Genomic DNA, 18,389 nt, shown 5'->3' on the forward strand with positions numbered 1-18,389 from the left:
CATTCGACACGAAAAATCATCAATGATTAGTAATTATTCACCAATCGGCACGAGGCGTCGAGCTATCGTGGGACTTCCCTGTTTGCACGAGGAACACCATGAACACCTACCAACACGTCGCCACCGGGCGGCTCGACATCGCCTGGCTCGAATGGAACCCGCAGGGGGCGCGCACCGCGGTGCTGGTGCACGGCTGGCCGGACAGCCCCCAGTGCTGGAAGACCGTCGCGCCCATTCTGGCCGATGCGGGTTACCGCGTGCTAGCGCCGGCGCTGCGGGGCTTCGCGCCCACCCGGTTCCGCGATACGGCCACGCCACGCAGCGGCCAGTTGTCGGCGCTCGGCCGCGATCTTCTGGATTTCCTCGACGTGCTGGGCGTTGAGCAGCCGGTACTGGTGGGCCACGATTGGGGCGCACGCGCGGTCGCGAATGCGTGCGGCCTGCGCGACGGCGTGGCGTCTCATCTGGTGATGCTATCGGTCGGATACGGCACCAATGATCCGAACCAGATCCTGACCCTGCAGCAGGTGCGCAATTACTGGTACCACTGGTTCATGGCCACGCCGCGAGGCGCTCGCGTGGTGCGGGACGAACGTGAGGCTTTCGCCCGGCAGATGTGGGATACCTGGGCGCCGGCTGGCTGGTACGCGCCGGCCGATTTCGACGAAGCGGCGCAGGCATTCGAGGGCGACGATTGGGCGGAGGTCGTGCTCCATAGCTACCGGCACCGTTGGGGCTTTGTCGACGGCGACCCCGCCTATGCCGAAGATGAGGCGCGTCTGAATCCGGCGCCGAGGCTGTCGGTCGCAACGTTGGTCGTGCACGGCGGAGCGGACACTTGCAACCATCCCGATAGTTCCGGCGGGCGGGAGTCGTTTTTCCTTGGGCGGTATGAGCGGGAGGTACTCGATGGCGTAGGCCATTTCCCGCAGCGCGAAGCGCCCCGCGACGTTGCCGATGCGATTTTGCGGTTTTGTCGATAGGCGTTGCGCGGAGGGGGCCTGGCGGCGGGCACTTGGCGGCCCGTAGTTGCCTTTCGGCAAGTCAGATAGCTGCCGCTCAACGCCAAGCTTAGCGGCAGCAGGTCGCTGCTGCAGGCTTCTCCCTCATGTCATCCCGATCGGCCAGTTTCTTGTATTTGGGAGGGCGTCCGGATATGAATTGTCAGGCCTCTTGCTCATGCAACCATGGCGCAAAGCTCAAACCGACCAGCAGGCCTTCGGGGCTGATGAATCTCGCTATTGTTTGCCCCCAGGGTTCTGTCCTTGCCTCATGAATAAAATCTTGACCCTTTGCTTTCATTTCCTGAACTGCTAACTCTACCGCCTTAGCATCCGCCAGTTCGAAGTCAATGGTTGCGGTTGGCTCTGGAATAGAGGTTGGCCACTCATCTTGCCCGAAGCATGACTGAGCGGCCATATTCAGAGGCCACACACCAAAGTGATTGGCCCCAGGAAACTTGTCCATGAAACGATAGTCGGGATGTCCGTCATACCGCTCAAGCGGTAAGCCAAGTTTCTCCTGATACAGGGATGCACTTGCATCCGGCTGCTTTGTGATCGCAGCGAACCCAGCAATGCATTTGATATCCATTGAAACTCCTGTGCCTCTGCCGAAGCCTGACTGTTCATCAAGCAGGACGGCTTGCGCCGTCCTGTGTCGCGGAGAGCCGTTACGCAAGGATAGTTATCCGGCCACAAGCCGCATATTTTCGAGAGGCCGACCGATTTAACAGGAAACGTAAGAACCGGCGGAGATGGGCGATCGCCCCGCAAACCCCTCTAGCGCTCAGTATAGGCGGCGATAAGTGGTAGCTCGACTGGCTTTTGCTCGTCTTGGGAAAGAAGGTCGGATAGTTCAGACGCGGAGAGGCGCTTCATCTTCTTTTCGAGCTTGCGATCGTATTGCCGGTCGTTGGGCTCTGTGGCCTGAGCGTTGCGGGCGTCACTATCCCTGCGCCATGACGGGAGAGGCGGGTATGCGACGCATACTGCGGCCCCGTTCAGGCGCGATGTCTGGATGCAACGTGCTGAAACGCTCGAGCGATTGTCGAGCCGCAGGGAGTTTGAAAGCGGCCTACTTCTCGCAAACAATGGCCGAGACCAGCATCGGTCTGGCCGGCCCGACAGCAGCCCGCCGTATCGAAGCTCAATTCAGCGCTTCGGCGGGGCCAAAGAACTCGTATCGACTTCTCTCCTCGGGTACGCCCAGTTCGTGCAGTGAGCGCTTGATGAAAGCCATGAACGGTTTCGGACCCAGGAAGTAGGCGTCGAGGTCGTCGGCGGGCGGAAGCCACTGTCGCAATTGCTCCAGGGTTGGCCGGCCCACTCCGTCGGGAACATGCTCGTTGGTGACCTGCCCGTCGGAGGCTAGCGCCCCCCGTGCTTCAGTCTCTTCATAGACGACGTAAGACTTCAGCCGTGGAAAGCGGGCATGCCACGCCTTGAGTACATCGGCGAAGGCATGCACCAGCGCGTTGCGCGCATAGTGGATGAAAACGACGTCCCGCTTGTTGCCGTCCAGAGCCGCTTGCGCCATGGCCAGCGTTGGTGTGATACCCACGCCCCCACTGATCAGTACAAGCGGCCGGTCACTATCGCGGAGGGTGAATTCGCCAGCAGGCGCAAAGAGCTGTAACACGCTTGCTTCGGGAACCTCGTCGTGCAGGTAGTTCGACGCGACGCCGTTGGGCTCGCGTTTGACGCTGATCCGGTAGCTATGTCCGTTGGGTGCTGCGGAGAGCGAATAATTCCGGCGGAGTTCTTCGCCGTTCACGTTCAGACGAAGCCCGATGTACTGGCCAGGCGCGAAATCGAGCAAGGCGCCGCCATCGATCGGCTCCAGATAGAACGAGGATATCTCTTCGCTCTCCTTGACTTTGCGGACCACGCGGAATGCGCGCTCGCCTCGCCATCCGCCCGGCGCGCTGGCCAGCGCGTCGTAAGCTTGACGCTCGGCGCTCATCAGCATATCGGCAAGCTGCTGGTACGCCACACCCCATGCCTCGCTGACTGCGTCGGTCGCAACGTCCGGACCCAGCACCTCCCGAATGGCGCGCAGCAGGCAGGTGCCCACGATCGGGTAGTGCTCGGGCTGGATTTGTAGCGCAACGTGCTTGCTGACGATACGAGTCGCAAGCGGGCCAAGCGCCTCGAGGTGGTCGATGTTGCGCGCGTATGTGAGGACGGCGTTGGCAAGCGCCCGTTGCTGGGAACCGCTGGCCTGGTGAGTCTGGTTGAACAGCGGGCGCACTTGCGGATACCCGTCGAGCATGAGCTTGTAGAAGTATCGTGTCAGGGCTTCGCCGCCCGATTCCAGCAGCGGAACGGTGGCCTTGATGATGTCGCGTTGGCTGTCGGTCAACATATGAATCTCGCTCAAAAGGGGGGGCGTTGGAGGCAAGGACTACTTGGCCACCGGTTGCTTTGGAATCTTTGTGAAATCAGGCGGACGTTTCTCGAGGAAAGCCGATAGCGCTTCCTTCGCCTCTGCCGAGCCAACCCGCACCATGAACTCCTGGTTTTCAGCGGTCACGGCCTCGTTGAGCGGGTCGATAGCAGCCTGCTTGATCAGCCGTTTGCTGGCCAGCAGCGCGCCACCCGGTTTTGCAGCGAGCTTCCGGGCCGTTGCTGTGGCGGTCGCGAGCAGATCGCCGTCGGGCACCACACGAGTCGCGAGGCCCAACTCCACCGCTCGCTGGGCAGTGAAGGGCTCACCCAGCAGGAACAACTCCGCCGCCCTGAGATGACCCACGCGAGCGGGTATCGAAAAGCTCGATCCAAATTCCGGAACCAGGCCGAGATTGATGAACGGCATCAAAAACTTTGCGCTTTCGCCCGCGTAGACGAAATCGCAGTGAGTCAGCATGGTCGTTCCGCTGCCGACCGCCGCGCCTTGCACAGCCACGACGATCGGCTTGTCGAACGCGATGAGCGCCTCCATCAGGCGGCCCTGTGGAAAGTCGCCCGGCTTGGGCGGACGATCGAGAAAGTCCCCGATGTCGTTTCCCGCGCAGAACGACTGTCCAATGCCGTGCCAGAGCACAACGCGGACTGCGTCGTTTCCGGAGGCTTCGTTGAGGATATCCGCGAGGCGCGAGTACATATCGCCCGTCATGGCGTTTTTCTTCTCGGGACGATTGAACGCGACGCGAAGAACGCCGTCGTCAGTCGATTCGGTAATGATGTCACTCATGGGTTGCTCCAAACTTTCTGCCGCGCTTGTGTCAAGCGACTTGCGTGTTGATGCTCGGCACCGTGCCGGTTTCGCGCAAGCTGTCAATGTCCTTCGCATCGAATCCCAACTCGCGGAGGATCGCTTCGTTATGCTCACCAAGATCGGGCGCGCGCCGCGCCGGCACCTTGGCAACGCCATGCACCTGAATCGGATTGCTGACCGTCGAAGTCAGCTTGCCGCCTGCACCTTCGAGCGGAACGATGACATCGTTTGCGCGCAACTGCGGATCGTCGATGACCTCCTGAGGTCCGCGCACCTCGCCATACGTGACGTGTGCGCCACTGAATACGTCGTGCCAGTGAGTCATCGGTTGCGCGCCGAACACATCGTCGAGAACCGCTGTGAGTTGCGGCATATTCGAAGCCAGCTGCGCCGGGTCGGAAAACCGTTCATCGTTCAGCAGATCCGGGCGGCCGATGGCGTTCGCGACTGCGGTCAGCTTGTCGGGCGTCACGACGAGAACGAACCAGGTGCCGTCGGCCGCGCGGTACACGTTGAGCGCCGCATTCGCGGGATGCTTGCGATCGTGTGGCGGAGCGAACTTCGCGCCGGCTAACGCGGCCTGGATCGCGACGCTCGCCGACCAGACACCTGAGGCAAGGAGGGAAGTCGTGACGTAAGAACCAGCACCTGTGCGCTCGCGCCGGAATAGCGCGGTGACGATCGCGGCATAGATTCCGAGCGCTGTTGCGTTGTCGCCGCTGCCGGCCACGGGCCAGGTCGGCGGTGCGCCGGCATCGCGCGTCATGGAGAGCAGCCCGCTACGGGCCCAGAACGCCGTGATATCGAAGCCGGGCATTTCCGCATCCGGCCCGCTTTCGCCAAAGCCGGTGAGATCCGCATAAATCAGACGCGGGTTCCAGCGCATCACGTCGTCGTATTCGAGCTTGAGTTTCTTGCGCGCGGGGTGGGGCGTATTGACGATGAACACATCCGCCCACGCGACAAGCTGCTGGAGGACCTGCTGCGCGCCGGGCGACTTCAGGTTCAGAGTCATGCTGCGCTTGTTGCGGTTGGCCAGATGCCATTGATACGGTTCGTCCGCCGCCGGCTGTGGCGCGATCTTGTGCCCATGTCGCCACGGGTCGCCGCCCGGTGGTTCGACTTTGATGACGTCGGCGCCGAAGTCCGACAGGATGACGGCGGCGCCCGGCGCCGCGACGAAGCTGGAAAAGTCAACCACTTTGAGTCCAGCAAAAATGTTGTCGCTTGCCATTGAATCTCTCCTGAATCGTGGCACTTGTTTCATCGTCCCAGGAACTGCGGGGCGCGTTTTTCGAGGAAGGCAGACGTGCCCTCCCTTTTGTCCTCTGTCCCGGCGCACAGTCCGAAGCAGGAGGCTTCGAGGGCGAGACCCTCGCTCTGACCCGCGTCCAGTCCCTTGTTCACCGCTTCGAGCGATAGCTTCACGGCGACGGGGGCGTTCGAGGCGATCGTCTTCAGGATGGCTTCAGCGCGTCCAATGAGATCGGCCGCCGGAACGACCTCGTTAACAAGCCCGATGCGCCAGGCTTCCTGTGCGCTGATCGGCTCCGCGGACAGAATGAGTTGAAGTGCGCGGCCCTTGCCGACGAGGCGCGGCAGCCGCTGCGTGCCGCCGCCGCCGGGCAGCAAGCCGAGCTTGACCTCGGGCTGGCCAAGCTTTGCGTGCTCCGCGGCAATGCGAAGGGTGCACGCCATGGCCGTTTCGCAGCCGCCGCCGAGTGCGAAGCCGTTGATCGCCGCGACCACGGGCTTGCCAAGGTTCTCGATCAAGTCGAGCACGGCTTGCCCAAAGCGGCTCGACTGCTCCGCTTCGATCGCGCTCGCGTGCGCCAACTCGCTGATGTCTGCGCCGGCGATGAATGCCTTGTCCCCCGCGCCGGTGAGAATCACGCCGCGCACGGCAGCGTCCTCGCGTGCCGCCTCGAAAGCCGTTCGCAGATCCCTCCATGTCTGCGTGCTCAGAGCATTGAGCACTTTGGGTCGGTTCACGCTTACATAAGCGATCGCATCGCGCTTTTCGTACAGGACATTTGCGAGCGTTACGACTTCTGCCGGTGAGGTATCAAGCACTGCTCGGGGTGAAGACGAGTCCGCAACGGTTGTCGATGACATGATTAGTTTTCCATATCGTTGGCGTGACGACGTGGATCTCACCGTCACGCCTGCGGTATTAAATGAACGCGCTGAACCCGGTGATCATCGTGAGACCGAACAGCAAGATGGGCGGCCCATCCGTCGTTTTCACGGGGGATGCGCAGCTAAATCTCACGATTGATATTTCTCCGGACTGCGAACATTACGACGCAGTTCGAGTAGACCGAGCAGAACTTCATCGCGCTGTGCCTCCAGCGTCTCGATGGAGCGCGACCCGGTCTCGGCGTGAACGCTGTCGACAAGCTTCTTTTGTACGTCGGGGCTCAGAACCGGCGTGCCGAGGGTCTTCCACCAGGCGGTCATGGGGCCGCTGAACTGCTGGAAGAAGTGCTCGATGCCGCCAGGGCCGCCGCCAAGATGGTTGAGCATCATGTTGCCCATTACGCCCCAGCGCAGACCCGGGCCCCAGGAGAGGGCCGTGTCCACATCGGCGGCGCTCACCACGCCCTCGGCAACGAGGTAGTACACCTCGCGTGCCAATGCGGCCTGAAGCCGGTTTGCGACGTGGCCGGGCATTTCCTTGTTGACCCGCACCGTGCGCTGCCCGATCGACGTATAGAAATCCGCTACGCGCTGGATGGTCGCTTCCGAGGTCTTTGCCCCGCCAACGATCTCGACGAGCGGGATCAAGTGGGGCGGGTTGAACGGATGCGCGATGACGCAGCGCTCGGGATGGGTCGCGGCGCCTTTCTGGATTTCGCTCATGGTGAGCCCCGACGAGCTGGATGCAATGATCACGTCGGGATGCAACAGCTCGTCGAGTTGCCCATAGAGCTTCTGCTTGAAATCAATTCGCTCGGGTCCGTTTTCCTGTACCAGATCCGCGCCGGCGAGTGCTTGATCGAGCAGGGGCGTGAACGTGAGGTTAGCGATCGCCGCCCCGGGCGTGAGGCCCAATCTCGTGAGCGCCGGCCATGCGGACTCCACGAATTTTCTCAACGACGCTTCCGCGTTCGGCGCGATGTCGGTAGCCACGACATGCAATCCTTTGGCGAGAAACAGCGCGGCCCAGCTCGCGCCGATCACGCCCGTGCCGATGATGGCGACGCGGCGAATGGGTTTGGTTTCAGTCATGTGATTTCTCCGATGTACGGGTCAGACTTCGGCGAAGGCAACGCCGGTGAGATTGCCTTGGGCATAGAGGAAGTTGCGCAGGTTGCTGCCGTCGAGCTGCGCGGAATAGACCGAGCCGCCCAGATCCGTAACGAACATGCGGTTACCGGCCACGTCGAGGGTGATGCCGATGCCTTCCAGCAGGTGGCTGATCACGATCTCGGGCGTCGTCGCTGCGTCGACCGGGGCGCGATTGACCGTGTTGCCGCGCGGGGGATCACCGCGGTCCGTCCAGTAAAGGACGCGGTTCGCGCTGTCGAACTCGAGGTCGATCGGTTCCGGCAGATGGTCGAACAGCACTTCGATGTCGGAGCGGGTGGCCGGATCTTCGCCATTCGGAATCTCCAGGTTCGCGCGGAAGATACGGCCCTGGTCGCCGTTGTCCGGGCCCTTTTGCGTCCAGTACAGCTTCCCTGCCTTGCGATCGACGGCGACGCCGACGCACCATTTGTTCTGGTCGCGCCGGTCGTTGTCGCCTCGGCCGGACTCGACCAGCGTTTCGACTTGCGAGCCGTCGCAGTTGGCGCGCATCACGCGCATGCCTTCGCGGTCGCACCAATAGAGCCTGGCGCCGTCCTTATCGAGCTGGAGCTGCTTCGGCGTGTGCGTGACGCCTTGCGCGACAATGACCACGCGGTTGCTGCCGTCGAGGTCGGCGCGTTCGATCGAGCCGTCATCGGCGCTCAGGGAACTGCCCATGTTGGTCCAGTAGATGTGACCGGCCTCCGCATCCACTGCGATGCCATCGGGTAGGCGGCAATCTGTGACGATCATCTTGCGGTCGCTGCCGTCCGGATTCATCGAATGAATCGAGTTGCTGCTCAATTCAAGGACAAACAATCGTCCCGAGGTAATCGTTCCCTGAGAACCGTTGCTTGAGATGGTGCGAGTCATAGTCATTTGGCATCCTTACCAGGTTTGAGCGATGTCGATTTTGGAAAGACCTTGCTCATGGACACCAACTTTATGAGGCATCGGCGCGCGGCTCAATTGCACGATGGTGTAACGACACCTTGGTGCAAGTGGAAAGGTTGGTTCAATCCTGCGCCCAAGGTGTAATTGCAGCTGATTGCTGCATACCCTAAGTTGCGCAGGTACCGATAGGTCTCATTGGCGCGGGCGCGATTGCCCAACCTGTGCGTTGCCATCGGCACGTATTGGAAATCGTTCTACATTCATTGAGTGCTTGCCATGAAAAAACCAGGTCGTATCGTTATCGTAGGTGGGGGAATCGCCGGGATTCTGCTTGCAACCAGGCTTGGCGACGGGCTGGGCCGTTCGGGTGCGGCGAGCGTCACGCTGATCGACCGAAGCCCCACGCATATCTGGAAACCGATGCTGCACACCATTGCGGCAGGCACGCGCGATGTGAATCAGCAGCGCGTGATCTATCTCTCTCATGCACGTGAACACGGCTTCACGTATCAACCGGGTGAGATGTGCGGACTGGACCGGCAAAGGCGTGAAGTCCAGCTTGCGGCGATCGAGGCGCACGAGGGCGGATTGATGCTCGAGCCGCGAACCGTGCCATACGACGTGCTGCTGCTGTGCATAGGCAGCCGTGCGAACGACTTTGGCGTGCCCGGAGTCATGGAGCATTGCCATCTGATCGACAGCCAGCAGCAGGCAGAGGCATTCAATGTGGCGTTGCGCGAGCGTTCTCTTCGTTCTGTGGTCAAGGATGAGGGACTCAGGGTGGCAATCGTGGGCGCCGGCGCGACCGGGGTGGAGTTGTCTGCCGAACTCAGTCACCTTTTCGAGCTTGCGGCCGGCTATGGCGATCCCGCGATCCGTGAGAGGCTGAGTTTGACGCTGCTCGAAGCCGGACCACGTGTGCTTCCCGCCTTCCCGCCGGAGATCTCGTCAGCGAGCCAGCAGCGACTCGAAAAGATTGGTTTTCGCGTCATGACCTCGACGGGCGTTTCCGCCGTTGAACCGGGCGGCCTGCGTTACGGAGACGGGAAGCTTGCGGGAGCGGATTTGATGGTGTGGGCTGCCGGTGTGAAGGCGCCTGATTTCATGAACCGGCTAGCGGGCCTCGAAACCAACCGGGCGAACCAGATCGTGGTGTCGGGCACGCTGCAGTCGCTACACGACGAAAATATTTTCGCGCTCGGCGATTGCGCTTCACTGACTCCGGAAGGTGCGCAGCGTCCGCTGCCTCCTACTGCGCAGGTCGCTGCTCAACAGGCGGAGCACCTGGCGCGCCATCTGCCGGAATGGATCCGTGACGACAAGCCGCTTCCGGGCTTCGCATTCCGGGATTTCGGTTCGCTCGTGTCGCTGAGCGAGTACGACTCCTTTGGCACGCTGGGGCGCTTTGGCTTGTTTCCCGGGGGGCTCATCCGGGGCAAACTCGCTCAGCTGAGCCACGCGATGCTGTACCGACGCCATCAGCAGGCGCTGCACGGTTTTCGCCGGGCGACGCTGCTCTGGACCGCCGAACAGATCAACGGGCTGGCTCAACCGGATATCCGGCTCGCTTGACGGGATTTCGTGGCACTACAGCCCTGCATATTTGCCGCTCTTTTGAGCGGCTTTTTATTCTTCGATGCAAGTTGTCTGGGGAAACGACGCTGCAGCGCAGCGTCGCTGATGAGGAGATGAATCCGGATTTCACGCAACGGCGCGCTCAATAGCCGAACGCTTCCACGGCGATCATCGCCGCTGCGTTCGAAGGGGCAGGGCGTTCGGCGGGACGAAAGACCGCATCGCCGCGACGGATTGTGCGTCGAGACACAACGCACACGCCAGACGCGCGCGCATGGCGGCGACGCCAGCGCTGCTCGCCATAATGGCATCGTCCGGGCTCTACCCAGCGAATGACGAGTATGTTTTCGGACCGTTCGAGGATTTCGATCTGGACTTGTGCGGTGTCTGCCGCGGCGTACTCTCTCGTCTTCATGGATTGCTCCTGGAATCGAGTCGTTTCGATGAATTCGCGTACCTTCACGCGCGGGTCGTGTCGATCACCTTGCCGCGGAAAACCGCGTACTGGTACAGGTTGTAGCCGATCATCACAGGGAACACGAGGCCAATCCCGATCAACATGAACGCAAGGGTCAGCGTGTCCGATGCCGCTTGCCAGATCGTCAGCCGACCGGGTATGAAGTCCGGATAGAGGCTGATGGCAAGGCCGGCGAACGACACCATGAAGAGCGTCACCGCCGCCCGGAAGGGCTGGCGCTCTCGTCCGCGATAGAGCGACGCGAGGAGCCACACGAACGAGAGGACCGCGAGCGCGCCAAGTACCGCAAGGGGGGCGAGGACGCCCGGCTGGAACCAGCGGGCATGGACCGCCACGCCGCCAAACCAGGTCGCTGCGGTGAGAACGATTGCGGCAGCCACGGTGAACTGCGCGCTCACCACGGCCAGCCGTCGCGCCCAACGCTGGATCGGGCCCGCCGCCTTCCTCGCGAGCCAGGTCGCGCCCAGCAGGGCATAGCCGCTGACAACCCCAACGGCTGTCACCGTGATGAACGCGGCGCTGGGGCCATCAGGCAGGAAGCCCGTGATTACCTTGCCGAGTACGATGCCCTGCGAGATGGCCGCGACGAGGCTGCCCACGCCGAACACGGTGTCCCAGAGCCTTCCGTGCTGCGAACTGTGGCGGAATTCAATGGCGGCGCCCCGCATGATCAGTCCGGCGATCATCGCCATGACGGGCAGATAAAGCGCTTGCATCAGGATCGCGTAGGCGGCGGGAAACGCGCCGAACAGGCCGCCGCCGACCACGACCAGCCATGTTTCGTTGGCGTCCCACACGTGACCGATGGTTTGAATCATCACGTCGTGGTCCTCGCGCTTTCTGCTCAGCAGCGTGAGCATGCCTACGCCGAGATCGAATCCGTCCGTCACGACGTAAAAGACCAGCATCAGGCCGATCAGGCCGAACCACGTGAGCGTAAGCAGGGTATGAGTCGTGCTGTCCATCGAACCATCTCCTTTCGGTTGGAGAACGAAGTTTCAGTATTCGGTCGCCGCCGGTTGAGGCGGGACGATGGTGGTCGCGGGCGGTGTGGCCGTGAGATCGGGGCCGTTCTTCAGCCAACGCCGCGCGAGAAGGAAGAATGTGATGAGCAACACGACGTCGAAAGCGAAGAACATCGCCATGCTGGCCGTGACGGATGAAGCGGGTACCGCCGATACAGCTTGACTCGTTCGCAGCAGGCCATACACGACCCATGGCTGGCGTCCTACCTCGCGCACGATCCATCCGGCCTCGACAGCGACGTAGGGCAGCGGGATGCACAGCACCCACGCGAGCAGGAGCTTGCGTTGCGCGACAAGGCGCTCGAGACTGCCGCGCGCCTTATGCAGTGCGTATGCGGTCCAGAACGCGAGCAGCATGAACGCGAAGCCGATGCCGGCCATCAAGCGGAACGCGTAGTAGAGAAGCGGCACCATGGGCGGCTGGTCGGTGCGGGGGAAGTCCGTGAGACCCGAAACGCGTCCGTGCAGCGTGTGCGTGCCGAGGATGCTCAGGAGTCCCGGTACTTCGATTGACCAGTCGTTACGCTGTTTTTGCTGATCGGGCCACGCAACGAGCGACCAGGCGGCGCCCGTGCCGGGCTTGTTGGTCTGCCAGTGACCTTCGATTGCGGCGCCTTTCGCGGGTTGCGTGGCGAACACGCTGGTGCCGCTCGAGTCTCCCAGCCAAACCTGAAGCGGCGTAATGAAGACGAGCACGGCCAGTGCGACCTTGAACGAACGCGCAAAGAATTCGGCGTGCCGTTGGCGGAACAGGTGGTACGCGGAGATGCCGGCGATCACGAACATGCCGGTTTCGATCGCGGCCGTCCACATGTGCGAGACGGCCCATACCATGTCGGGGTTGAAGATGGCCGCAAGATAGTCTGTCACGACGATCCTGCCGTTGACGACGGCGAAACCGGCGGGCGTTTGCATCCACGAATTGGCGACCATGATCCAGAATGCGGAAATGCTCGACCCAAGCGATACCATCGCTGTGGCAAACAGGTGGACGCCACGCGGCACGCGCCCCCAGCCGAGCATCATCACGCCGACGAATCCAGCTTCGAGCATGAACGCCATCGCGCCTTCGAAACCCAGGATGTTGCCGACGAACTGGCCACTGTACTGCGCAAAACCAGACCAGTTGGTGCCGAACTGAAATTCCAGCGGAATACCGGTGACCACGCCGACGGCGAAGTTCAGCGCGAGCAGCTTGCTCCAGTAGCGTGCATGGCGGTAGTACATCACGTCGCCGGTACGGATCCATAGTGTTTCGATGAGCAGCAGGAATGCAGAGAGACTGATGGTCAGGATCGGCCACACGATGTGGAAGATCGTCGTCATCGCGAACTGGGCTCGCGAAAGGTGGAGTACGTCAGTGAGCATGATGGCCTTTCCCGTTACGGTGTGCGAATGGCTGCATTTGAGCAACGCCAGCGTTGGCAGACGTTGCCCGTGCAGAGCCACTTTAGGCAGCGGGGGTGTGCGGCTCAATTGCACGATGGTGTAACGCAGTGGGCGCGGCGCGCGGCCTCCTGAACAGCGCGTACGAATGCGGCGGTGACCATACTCGTCACCAGTACTCCTTGCACGCCGATCAATACCGAATCGATCCGGCCGAGGAGCGTGGTGGGCACCACGTCGCCGTAACCGATCGTGAGTGCGGTGATCGTGCAGAAGTAGAGGGTGTCCCCAAACGCGGATGGCGTCCTGCTCCCCGTATCGATTGGGCCGCCGGCGTAGTACATGGCAGCCGATAGCAGTAGAAACAGCACAAATAGCGCTGCAAGCGGGGCACGCAGATACCAGAGGGTCCTCGCAAACTCTTCGAATACGTGGCTAGCCTTCAGTGGGGCATGCGTGGAATGCCTGACTCGCTCGTGCATGGATCAACTCCAGAAGGCTTCATCCGCAAAGTGAACGGTAGGCCGAAGGCGGTGCGGGGCGCCATTGCACGATGGTGTTAGCCGCACCCGCGCATGCCTGTAATGGCGCGGCCTGAACCCAAGGTGTAATTGCGGCTCGTCCGGGCACCCCCTAGATTGATTCGCATGCCGACACCCGCCGGAGCTGGAGCAAAGCCATGGACCGAGACCGCCGCCAATCAGGCAGTGAACGTGACCCACGATGCACGGCCGCTTGTACGCCTGCGGATGTCTCACTTGATGGATCGAATGGCGAACTCGCGCTCGGTGCCCACCTGGTCACGAAACGCCACGGCTACGAACATCACGGCATTTATGTCGGAAGCGGCAGGGTCATTCACTACGCGGGTTTCGCGAAGTTCGTGTATCGCGGCCCTGTCGAAGAAGTCCCAATCGAGCAGTTCGCCGATGGTCACACCGTTTCTGTGCGCTCGCGTGAGCTTACGAGATATACAGGCGCGCACGCCGTGTTGCGCGCCCGCTCGCGGCTCGGCGAAAACCGCTATCGCCTGTTGACCAATAACTGCGAGCACTTCTGCACCTGGTGCGTGCTCGGTGAGAGCCGCAGCGAACAGGTCAATGCATGCCTCAGACATCCGTTCGCGGGCGTTCACGCGCTGCTGTGTCTCGTGAGCACCTTCATCGGCAACCGGAGCAAAACCGGTCACGCCGTGGTCGCCGCGAATCCTGTTACCCAACCTTGATGTAGACAACGACGCGAAGGATGCCACCATGAGCCCGACCGAAATGACGCTGCACTGGGCCGTCGAGAAGTGGCTCGCGCCCACGCCTGCAACGCCCGCACATGTCGTGCGGGTTCGCCATACCCGGAGGGATCGGCGCTGCGTGTGTATCGAGGCGGTGCGCCCCGGCGGTCTGCTGTCGATCTTCCTTTTCCGTCACGACGATGGATCGTGGAATGTGTATCCGCCCGCGCAAGCTCGGCCGGCCATGTCCGTGTGGAGGACTGCGTGATGAACTACGGCTCTGGCAATCTGACGAAGCGTGCTCGCGGCAGGCATGGGATGTTGTCGGGATTCCGGGCGGATGCCGGCGACCTGGTGTCCGGAGCCGGGCGCCCATTCAAGCTGTCTGTCGTTGCGGTCTGCAGCTGGGTACTGTTCGAGACGCCGCTGGAACTCAGCGGATCGATCAGTTCCATCTCACTGCTCGCGGTGCTGGTTTCGAAGGCACTCGTGTGCCTCACCGGTTTTGCCGCCATCGTCCGCGTGCGCTTTACCCGTCACGTCTTCGTTTTCATTTGCGCGGCGAGTGTGTTGGCCGTAGCGCCGGCGTTGCCTCTCGAGTACGCGCACAGCGTTGCCATAGCGCTCGCCTCGTCGGTCGAGTGCATTGTCAAGACCGCATGCGTTGTCGCGTTCGCAATCGCGTCGGCTAACGACCCGAATCGGGCCTGACGAACGCTCTTGGGTGCGCTGACGCGGCACTCACGCGGATGCGTCCTCAACGTGCAGTTTTCCCGCAATGTTGACCAGTTCGGCGAGCGAGCGGGCGTCCATCTTGCGCATGACGTGACGGCGGTGCACCTTCACCGTGATCTCGCTGATGCCCAGCTCCGCGCCCACCTGCTTGTTCAGCAATCCCGAAACCACCAGCGCCATGACTTCCCGCTCGCGTCGGCTGAGCGACGTGTAGCGCTCACGGATCGACTGCATGCCCGCTTCCTTGCTCAATGCCGCGCGGCTGCGCTCGATGGCGTGCCGGATGGCATCGAGCAGGACCTGATCGTCAAACGGCTTGGTGAGAAATTCGGCTGCTCCGGCTTTCATGGCTCGTACCGTCATCGGTACGTCGCCGTAACCGGTGATGAAGATGATCGGCATGTCGGTGCGCTCGGATGCGATGAGATTCTGCAAGTCGAGGCCGCTCAGGTCGGGAAGGCTCACGTCCAGCACGAGGCAGTTCGGGACCATCGCGCGTGGGCGTCCGAGGAAGTCCTGAGCGCAAGCGTAGGTCTCCGCCCTGAGACCCGCAAAACGGATCATGGCTTCGAGCGACTCGCGCACCGAGACATCGTCGTCGACGACGAAGACGACCGGCGCGGCTTGCGACGACGACGATTTCGATGCGAATTCAACTGCATGTACGGGTGTCATTACGAACTCCATTCACAGGCCCCGAAAGGAATCACTCGACCTTGAGCGCGGCCTGGATCGCCCCGAGCAGGGCGGTGTCGCTAAAGGGTTTGAACAGACAGTCCACGGCGCCCTGTTCGAGCATGTGTGGGCGCAGTGCCTCGTCTCCATGCGCCGTGATGAAGACGACCGGAACGGCTTGCTGGCGCCGTGCGAGCTCGTGCTGCAGGTCCTGGCCGGACATGCCGGGCATGGCGACGTCGAGGATCAGGCAGTGCGCTTCGCCGGCACAGCCAGATGCCAGGAACTCCTCTCCCGACGCAAAAGCCCGTGCTCTGAAGCCGAACACGCGCAGCAGGTCGGGCAGCGATTCGCGCACTGATTGGTCATCGTCTACCACTGCGATTAGCGGGCGTTCGGCCATCACAGGTTCCTTTCGGTCTGCTCAGCGTCTGAACTCGCGGGCTGACCCGTCGGTACGGGCCGGCGGGCAGCGGCCGCGCTGTCCGTCGTAAGCGGGATGGAAAACGTAAATGTGGCGCCCGGGTCGGCGTTGGACGAGGCCCACAGGCGGCCGCCGTGACTCTCGATGATGCGGCGGCTCACGGACAAACCGATGCCCATGTCTTCGCGCGTCGTCGTAAAAAACGGATCGAAGAGCTTGGCCGCGTGTTGCGGGTCGATGCCCACGCCGGAATCGGTCACGGCGAGGCGCACGCAGCCGCCATCGTCGCGCTCGATGCTCACCCGCATCTGCCGTGGGCGTTCATCGACACCGCTCATCGCTTCCACGGCGTTGAGAAGCAGGCTCAGCACCACTTGCTGGAGCTGGATCCTGTCTCCGGCGACCGGCGGCAGGTCGTTGGCCGCCTTCACATGGAGCACGATCCGCTTGTTGCGAATCTCGCACTGCAGCAGTTCGATCACCTCGTGTGTGGCTTCGACCAGATCGACTGCCTCCGTCGCCACGGCTTTCTTGCTGAACAGCGCACGCAGGCGGGCCATCACCTCGGACGCCCGGTGCCCGTCACGGATCGTGCGCCGTACGGTCTCGAGCGCGCCTTCGACATTGGGCGGCTGCGCACTCAGCATGCGCAGTCCTGTGCTGGCGTTGGTTACGATGCCGGCCAGCGGCTGGTTGATTTCGTGCGCGATCGAAGCCGTCAAGGCGCCCTGGCTATTGACCCGGCTCAGATGCGCTAGTTCGGCGCGCAGCGCGACGAGCGCCCCCTCGGAGTCCCGGCGTTCTGTCATGTCCTGGGCGGCGCCGATGTAATCAAGGCCGCCTTGTGAGTCGCGCGTGGGGTGTGCCTGGATGTGAATGTGCCTGACCGAGCCGTCGGGCAGCAGCAGGCGGTGTTCGAACTCCAGATCCTTGCCTGCTTGCGCCCGCTCGATCATTTCATCGAGTATGAGACGGTCGCCGGGGTGGAAGCGCGCCGCGATCATGTCCAACGTAATCGGCACGCCGGGTTCGATGCCGAAGATGCCATACAGCTGCTCCGACCACGTGATCGAGCCGGTCTGCGGGCACCAGCAAAAGCTGCCGCTCGAGCTGAGCTGCTCCACTTTGGTCATCAGCGCCGCGCTTTGCCGTAAGCGCTCGTCGGCTTGTTGACGTGCCGCGATGCTGTGTGCCCGTTCAATGGCGATGCTCGCAATGTGCGTGAGCTGTGCGATCAGCTCATGCTGCAGAGGTGTGGGATTGCCGGTATCAGACCGAAACAGGGTGAATGTTCCGAGCACTTCGTTGGTACGCGACAGGACCGGTGTCGCCCAGCAGGACCGCAGTCCGTGCGCGAGGCTGCGCTCCCGCCACGCCCTGGTCCAGCGTACGTCTGATGCGACATCGGGCACGATCACCTGTGCCTTGAGGGACACCGCCATGCCGAGTGGGCCAGAGTCATGCGAGGCGGCACGTGCACCAGGACGTGGGAGCAAGCGCTTAGGCAGGCCGGGGGACCCCAGGTGCCGGCACGCCGTGCCGTGGGCATCCTGAAAGGTGACTCTGCAAACGCAATCACTCGCGATCTCTTCGACGAGCCGGCACAAAGCATCGAGCACGGTTGGCAATGCCTGCCCCGTGGCGATCATTTCGAGCAGGCGATTCTCGCCCGCAAGCAGCGCCTCCGCTCGCTTGCGGTCGTCGATATCCGTCTGAAGGAAATACCAGAGGGCGATTCGCCTCTCGCTGTCACGCAACGGAAAGCCCTGCACGCGAAACCATCGGTAGCCGCCATCGGCGCCGCGATGGCGCGACTCCGCGTCATAGGGATCGCCGGTGCTGATCGACGCATGAAACCGCGCGATCACAGCGTCCCGATCGTCCGGGTGGGTCAGGCCATTGGTCTTCCACGCTCGCAACTCGTCGAGGGTCACACCGGCGTATTCGAGCGTATGGCGGTTGGCGTGCAACACGTCACCGTCGGGTGCAAAAAGGACGACCCGGGTGGGGAGGCTATCGACGATCAACTCAAAGCGCTGCTCTTGCGCGCGCAGTGCCGCTTCGGTCTGCTTACGGTCCTCGATGTCCGAGTTGATCCCGCACCACTTTACGACATTGCCGGCCGCATCGGTAATCGGACTGGCCCGGCATGCAAACCAGCGATACGTGCCATCGAAGCGGCGCATTCGCGCTTCCGCCTCGCCTTGCTCGCCGGAGGCGACGACGGTCCGCCATGCTTCGAGCAGCGCGGGCTGGTCGTCGGGGTGGAACGCCGTCTGCCAGCCTTCGCCCGCCGCCTGGCTCACGGAAAGCCCGGTATATTCGCACCAGCGGCGATTGACGAACTCGATGCGGCCATCGGGAAAGGCAGTCCATACCAGCCCCGGGAGCGCATCCACAGTCTGACTGAGTTCGTTGTCCATCTCCGTCCCTTTGCGGCGCGCCTGACGCTTCAACAAT

Annotated in this window: 19 protein-coding genes; 5 read left to right on the forward strand and 14 right to left on the reverse strand. The window is 62.3% G+C overall.

The window, feature by feature from the left end; all coding sequences use genetic code 11:
• Nucleotides 1-98: 98 nt before the first annotated feature.
• Entirely contained in the window at nucleotides 99-983 is an 885-nt protein-coding gene (locus AB4Y40_RS18520; RefSeq protein ID WP_368688975.1) for an alpha/beta fold hydrolase, read from the forward strand.
• A 181-nt stretch (nucleotides 984-1,164) separates the two neighbouring features.
• Here the strand turns inward: AB4Y40_RS18520 and AB4Y40_RS18525 are convergent, their stop codons facing one another.
• The 7 genes from AB4Y40_RS18525 to AB4Y40_RS18555 all read right to left on the reverse strand — a co-directional run bounded on the left by AB4Y40_RS18525 (nucleotide 1,165) and on the right by AB4Y40_RS18555 (nucleotide 8,289).
• Nucleotides 1,165-1,593: a VOC family protein gene (locus AB4Y40_RS18525; RefSeq protein ID WP_368688976.1), complete on the reverse strand. Its 429-nt coding sequence runs from the start codon at nucleotides 1,591-1,593 to the stop codon at nucleotides 1,165-1,167.
• A gap of 555 nt (nucleotides 1,594-2,148) precedes the next feature.
• Nucleotides 2,149-3,366 (reverse strand): NO-inducible flavohemoprotein, encoded by a 1,218-nt coding sequence (gene hmpA, locus AB4Y40_RS18530; protein WP_368688977.1) that lies wholly within the window; start codon nucleotides 3,364-3,366, stop codon nucleotides 2,149-2,151.
• Nucleotides 3,367-3,405: 39 nt separating this feature from the next.
• Nucleotides 3,406-4,194 carry an enoyl-CoA hydratase gene (locus AB4Y40_RS18535; protein ID WP_368688978.1) on the reverse strand — a complete coding sequence of 263 codons (789 nt, stop codon included), beginning with the start codon at nucleotides 4,192-4,194 and terminating at the stop codon, nucleotides 3,406-3,408.
• Nucleotides 4,195-4,225: 31 nt separating this feature from the next.
• Nucleotides 4,226-5,560, reverse strand: a complete 1,335-nt coding sequence (locus AB4Y40_RS18540) for a CaiB/BaiF CoA transferase family protein (RefSeq protein ID WP_368688979.1) — start codon at nucleotides 5,558-5,560, stop codon at nucleotides 4,226-4,228.
• Nucleotides 5,482-6,210: an enoyl-CoA hydratase-related protein gene (locus AB4Y40_RS18545; RefSeq protein WP_368688980.1), complete on the reverse strand. Its 729-nt coding sequence runs from the start codon at nucleotides 6,208-6,210 to the stop codon at nucleotides 5,482-5,484. The genes AB4Y40_RS18540 and AB4Y40_RS18545 overlap by 79 nt, the downstream gene beginning before the upstream one ends.
• A 276-nt stretch (nucleotides 6,211-6,486) precedes the next feature.
• Nucleotides 6,487-7,449, reverse strand: a complete 963-nt coding sequence (locus tag AB4Y40_RS18550) for a 3-hydroxyacyl-CoA dehydrogenase NAD-binding domain-containing protein (RefSeq protein WP_368688981.1) — start codon at nucleotides 7,447-7,449, stop codon at nucleotides 6,487-6,489.
• Between the two features lie 21 nt (nucleotides 7,450-7,470).
• Nucleotides 7,471-8,289, reverse strand: a complete 819-nt coding sequence (locus AB4Y40_RS18555) for a 3-hydroxyacyl-CoA dehydrogenase (RefSeq protein WP_368688982.1) — start codon at nucleotides 8,287-8,289, stop codon at nucleotides 7,471-7,473.
• Nucleotides 8,290-8,679: 390 nt separating this feature from the next.
• On the opposite strand from AB4Y40_RS18555, the gene AB4Y40_RS18560 reads away from it, so the two are divergent.
• A complete protein-coding gene (locus tag AB4Y40_RS18560) occupies nucleotides 8,680-9,975 on the forward strand; it encodes an NAD(P)/FAD-dependent oxidoreductase (RefSeq protein ID WP_368688983.1) in 1,296 nt (431 codons plus the stop codon).
• Nucleotides 9,976-10,120: 145 nt separating this feature from the next.
• Here AB4Y40_RS18560 and AB4Y40_RS18565 read toward each other — a convergent pair whose 3' ends face one another.
• The 4 genes from AB4Y40_RS18565 to AB4Y40_RS18580 form a co-directional block, all read right to left on the reverse strand.
• Complete coding sequence (locus tag AB4Y40_RS18565) at nucleotides 10,121-10,393, reverse strand: DUF3331 domain-containing protein (RefSeq protein ID WP_368688984.1); 273 nt, start codon at nucleotides 10,391-10,393, stop codon at nucleotides 10,121-10,123.
• Between the two features lie 44 nt (nucleotides 10,394-10,437).
• The gene (cydB, locus tag AB4Y40_RS18570) at nucleotides 10,438-11,421 is read right to left on the reverse strand and encodes a cytochrome d ubiquinol oxidase subunit II (protein ID WP_368688985.1); all 984 of its coding nucleotides are present in this window, start codon (nucleotides 11,419-11,421) and stop codon (nucleotides 10,438-10,440) included.
• 33 nt (nucleotides 11,422-11,454) lie between these two features.
• Nucleotides 11,455-12,849, reverse strand: coding sequence for a cytochrome ubiquinol oxidase subunit I (locus tag AB4Y40_RS18575; protein ID WP_368688986.1), 1,395 nt, complete (start codon nucleotides 12,847-12,849; stop codon nucleotides 11,455-11,457).
• A 104-nt stretch (nucleotides 12,850-12,953) separates the two neighbouring features.
• Nucleotides 12,954-13,349, reverse strand: a complete 396-nt coding sequence (locus AB4Y40_RS18580; RefSeq protein WP_368688987.1) for a potassium channel family protein — start codon at nucleotides 13,347-13,349, stop codon at nucleotides 12,954-12,956.
• Between the two features lie 197 nt (nucleotides 13,350-13,546).
• Here AB4Y40_RS18580 and AB4Y40_RS18585 point away from each other — a divergent pair, with 197 nt between their 5' ends.
• From AB4Y40_RS18585 to AB4Y40_RS18595, 3 genes are read left to right on the forward strand one after another with little or no spacing between them, the layout of a single operon-like run.
• Nucleotides 13,547-14,092, forward strand: a complete 546-nt coding sequence (locus tag AB4Y40_RS18585) for a lecithin retinol acyltransferase family protein (protein ID WP_368688988.1) — start codon at nucleotides 13,547-13,549, stop codon at nucleotides 14,090-14,092.
• A gap of 28 nt (nucleotides 14,093-14,120) precedes the next feature.
• Nucleotides 14,121-14,363 (forward strand): hypothetical protein, encoded by a 243-nt coding sequence (locus AB4Y40_RS18590; protein WP_368688989.1) that lies wholly within the window; start codon nucleotides 14,121-14,123, stop codon nucleotides 14,361-14,363.
• Nucleotides 14,363-14,806, forward strand: coding sequence for a hypothetical protein (locus AB4Y40_RS18595; protein WP_368688990.1), 444 nt, complete (start codon nucleotides 14,363-14,365; stop codon nucleotides 14,804-14,806). Before AB4Y40_RS18590 ends, AB4Y40_RS18595 begins: the two co-directional genes overlap by 1 nt.
• Before the next feature lie 30 nt (nucleotides 14,807-14,836).
• Here AB4Y40_RS18595 and AB4Y40_RS18600 read toward each other — a convergent pair whose 3' ends face one another.
• The 3 genes from AB4Y40_RS18600 to AB4Y40_RS18610 are packed head-to-tail and all read right to left on the reverse strand — an operon-like array spanning nucleotide 14,837 to nucleotide 18,352.
• A complete protein-coding gene (locus AB4Y40_RS18600) occupies nucleotides 14,837-15,505 on the reverse strand; it encodes a response regulator transcription factor (RefSeq protein WP_368688991.1) in 669 nt (222 codons plus the stop codon).
• Nucleotides 15,506-15,536: 31 nt separating this feature from the next.
• A complete protein-coding gene (locus tag AB4Y40_RS18605; RefSeq protein WP_368688992.1) occupies nucleotides 15,537-15,908 on the reverse strand; it encodes a response regulator in 372 nt (123 codons plus the stop codon).
• Nucleotides 15,908-18,352, reverse strand: a complete 2,445-nt coding sequence (locus AB4Y40_RS18610) for a PAS domain-containing protein (RefSeq protein WP_368688993.1) — start codon at nucleotides 18,350-18,352, stop codon at nucleotides 15,908-15,910. The genes AB4Y40_RS18605 and AB4Y40_RS18610 overlap by 1 nt, the downstream gene beginning before the upstream one ends.
• Nucleotides 18,353-18,389 lie beyond the last annotated feature (37 nt).

The sequence above is a fragment of the Paraburkholderia sp. EG287B genome (genome assembly GCF_040965595.1).
Taxonomy (GTDB): Bacteria; Pseudomonadota; Gammaproteobacteria; order Burkholderiales; family Burkholderiaceae; genus Paraburkholderia.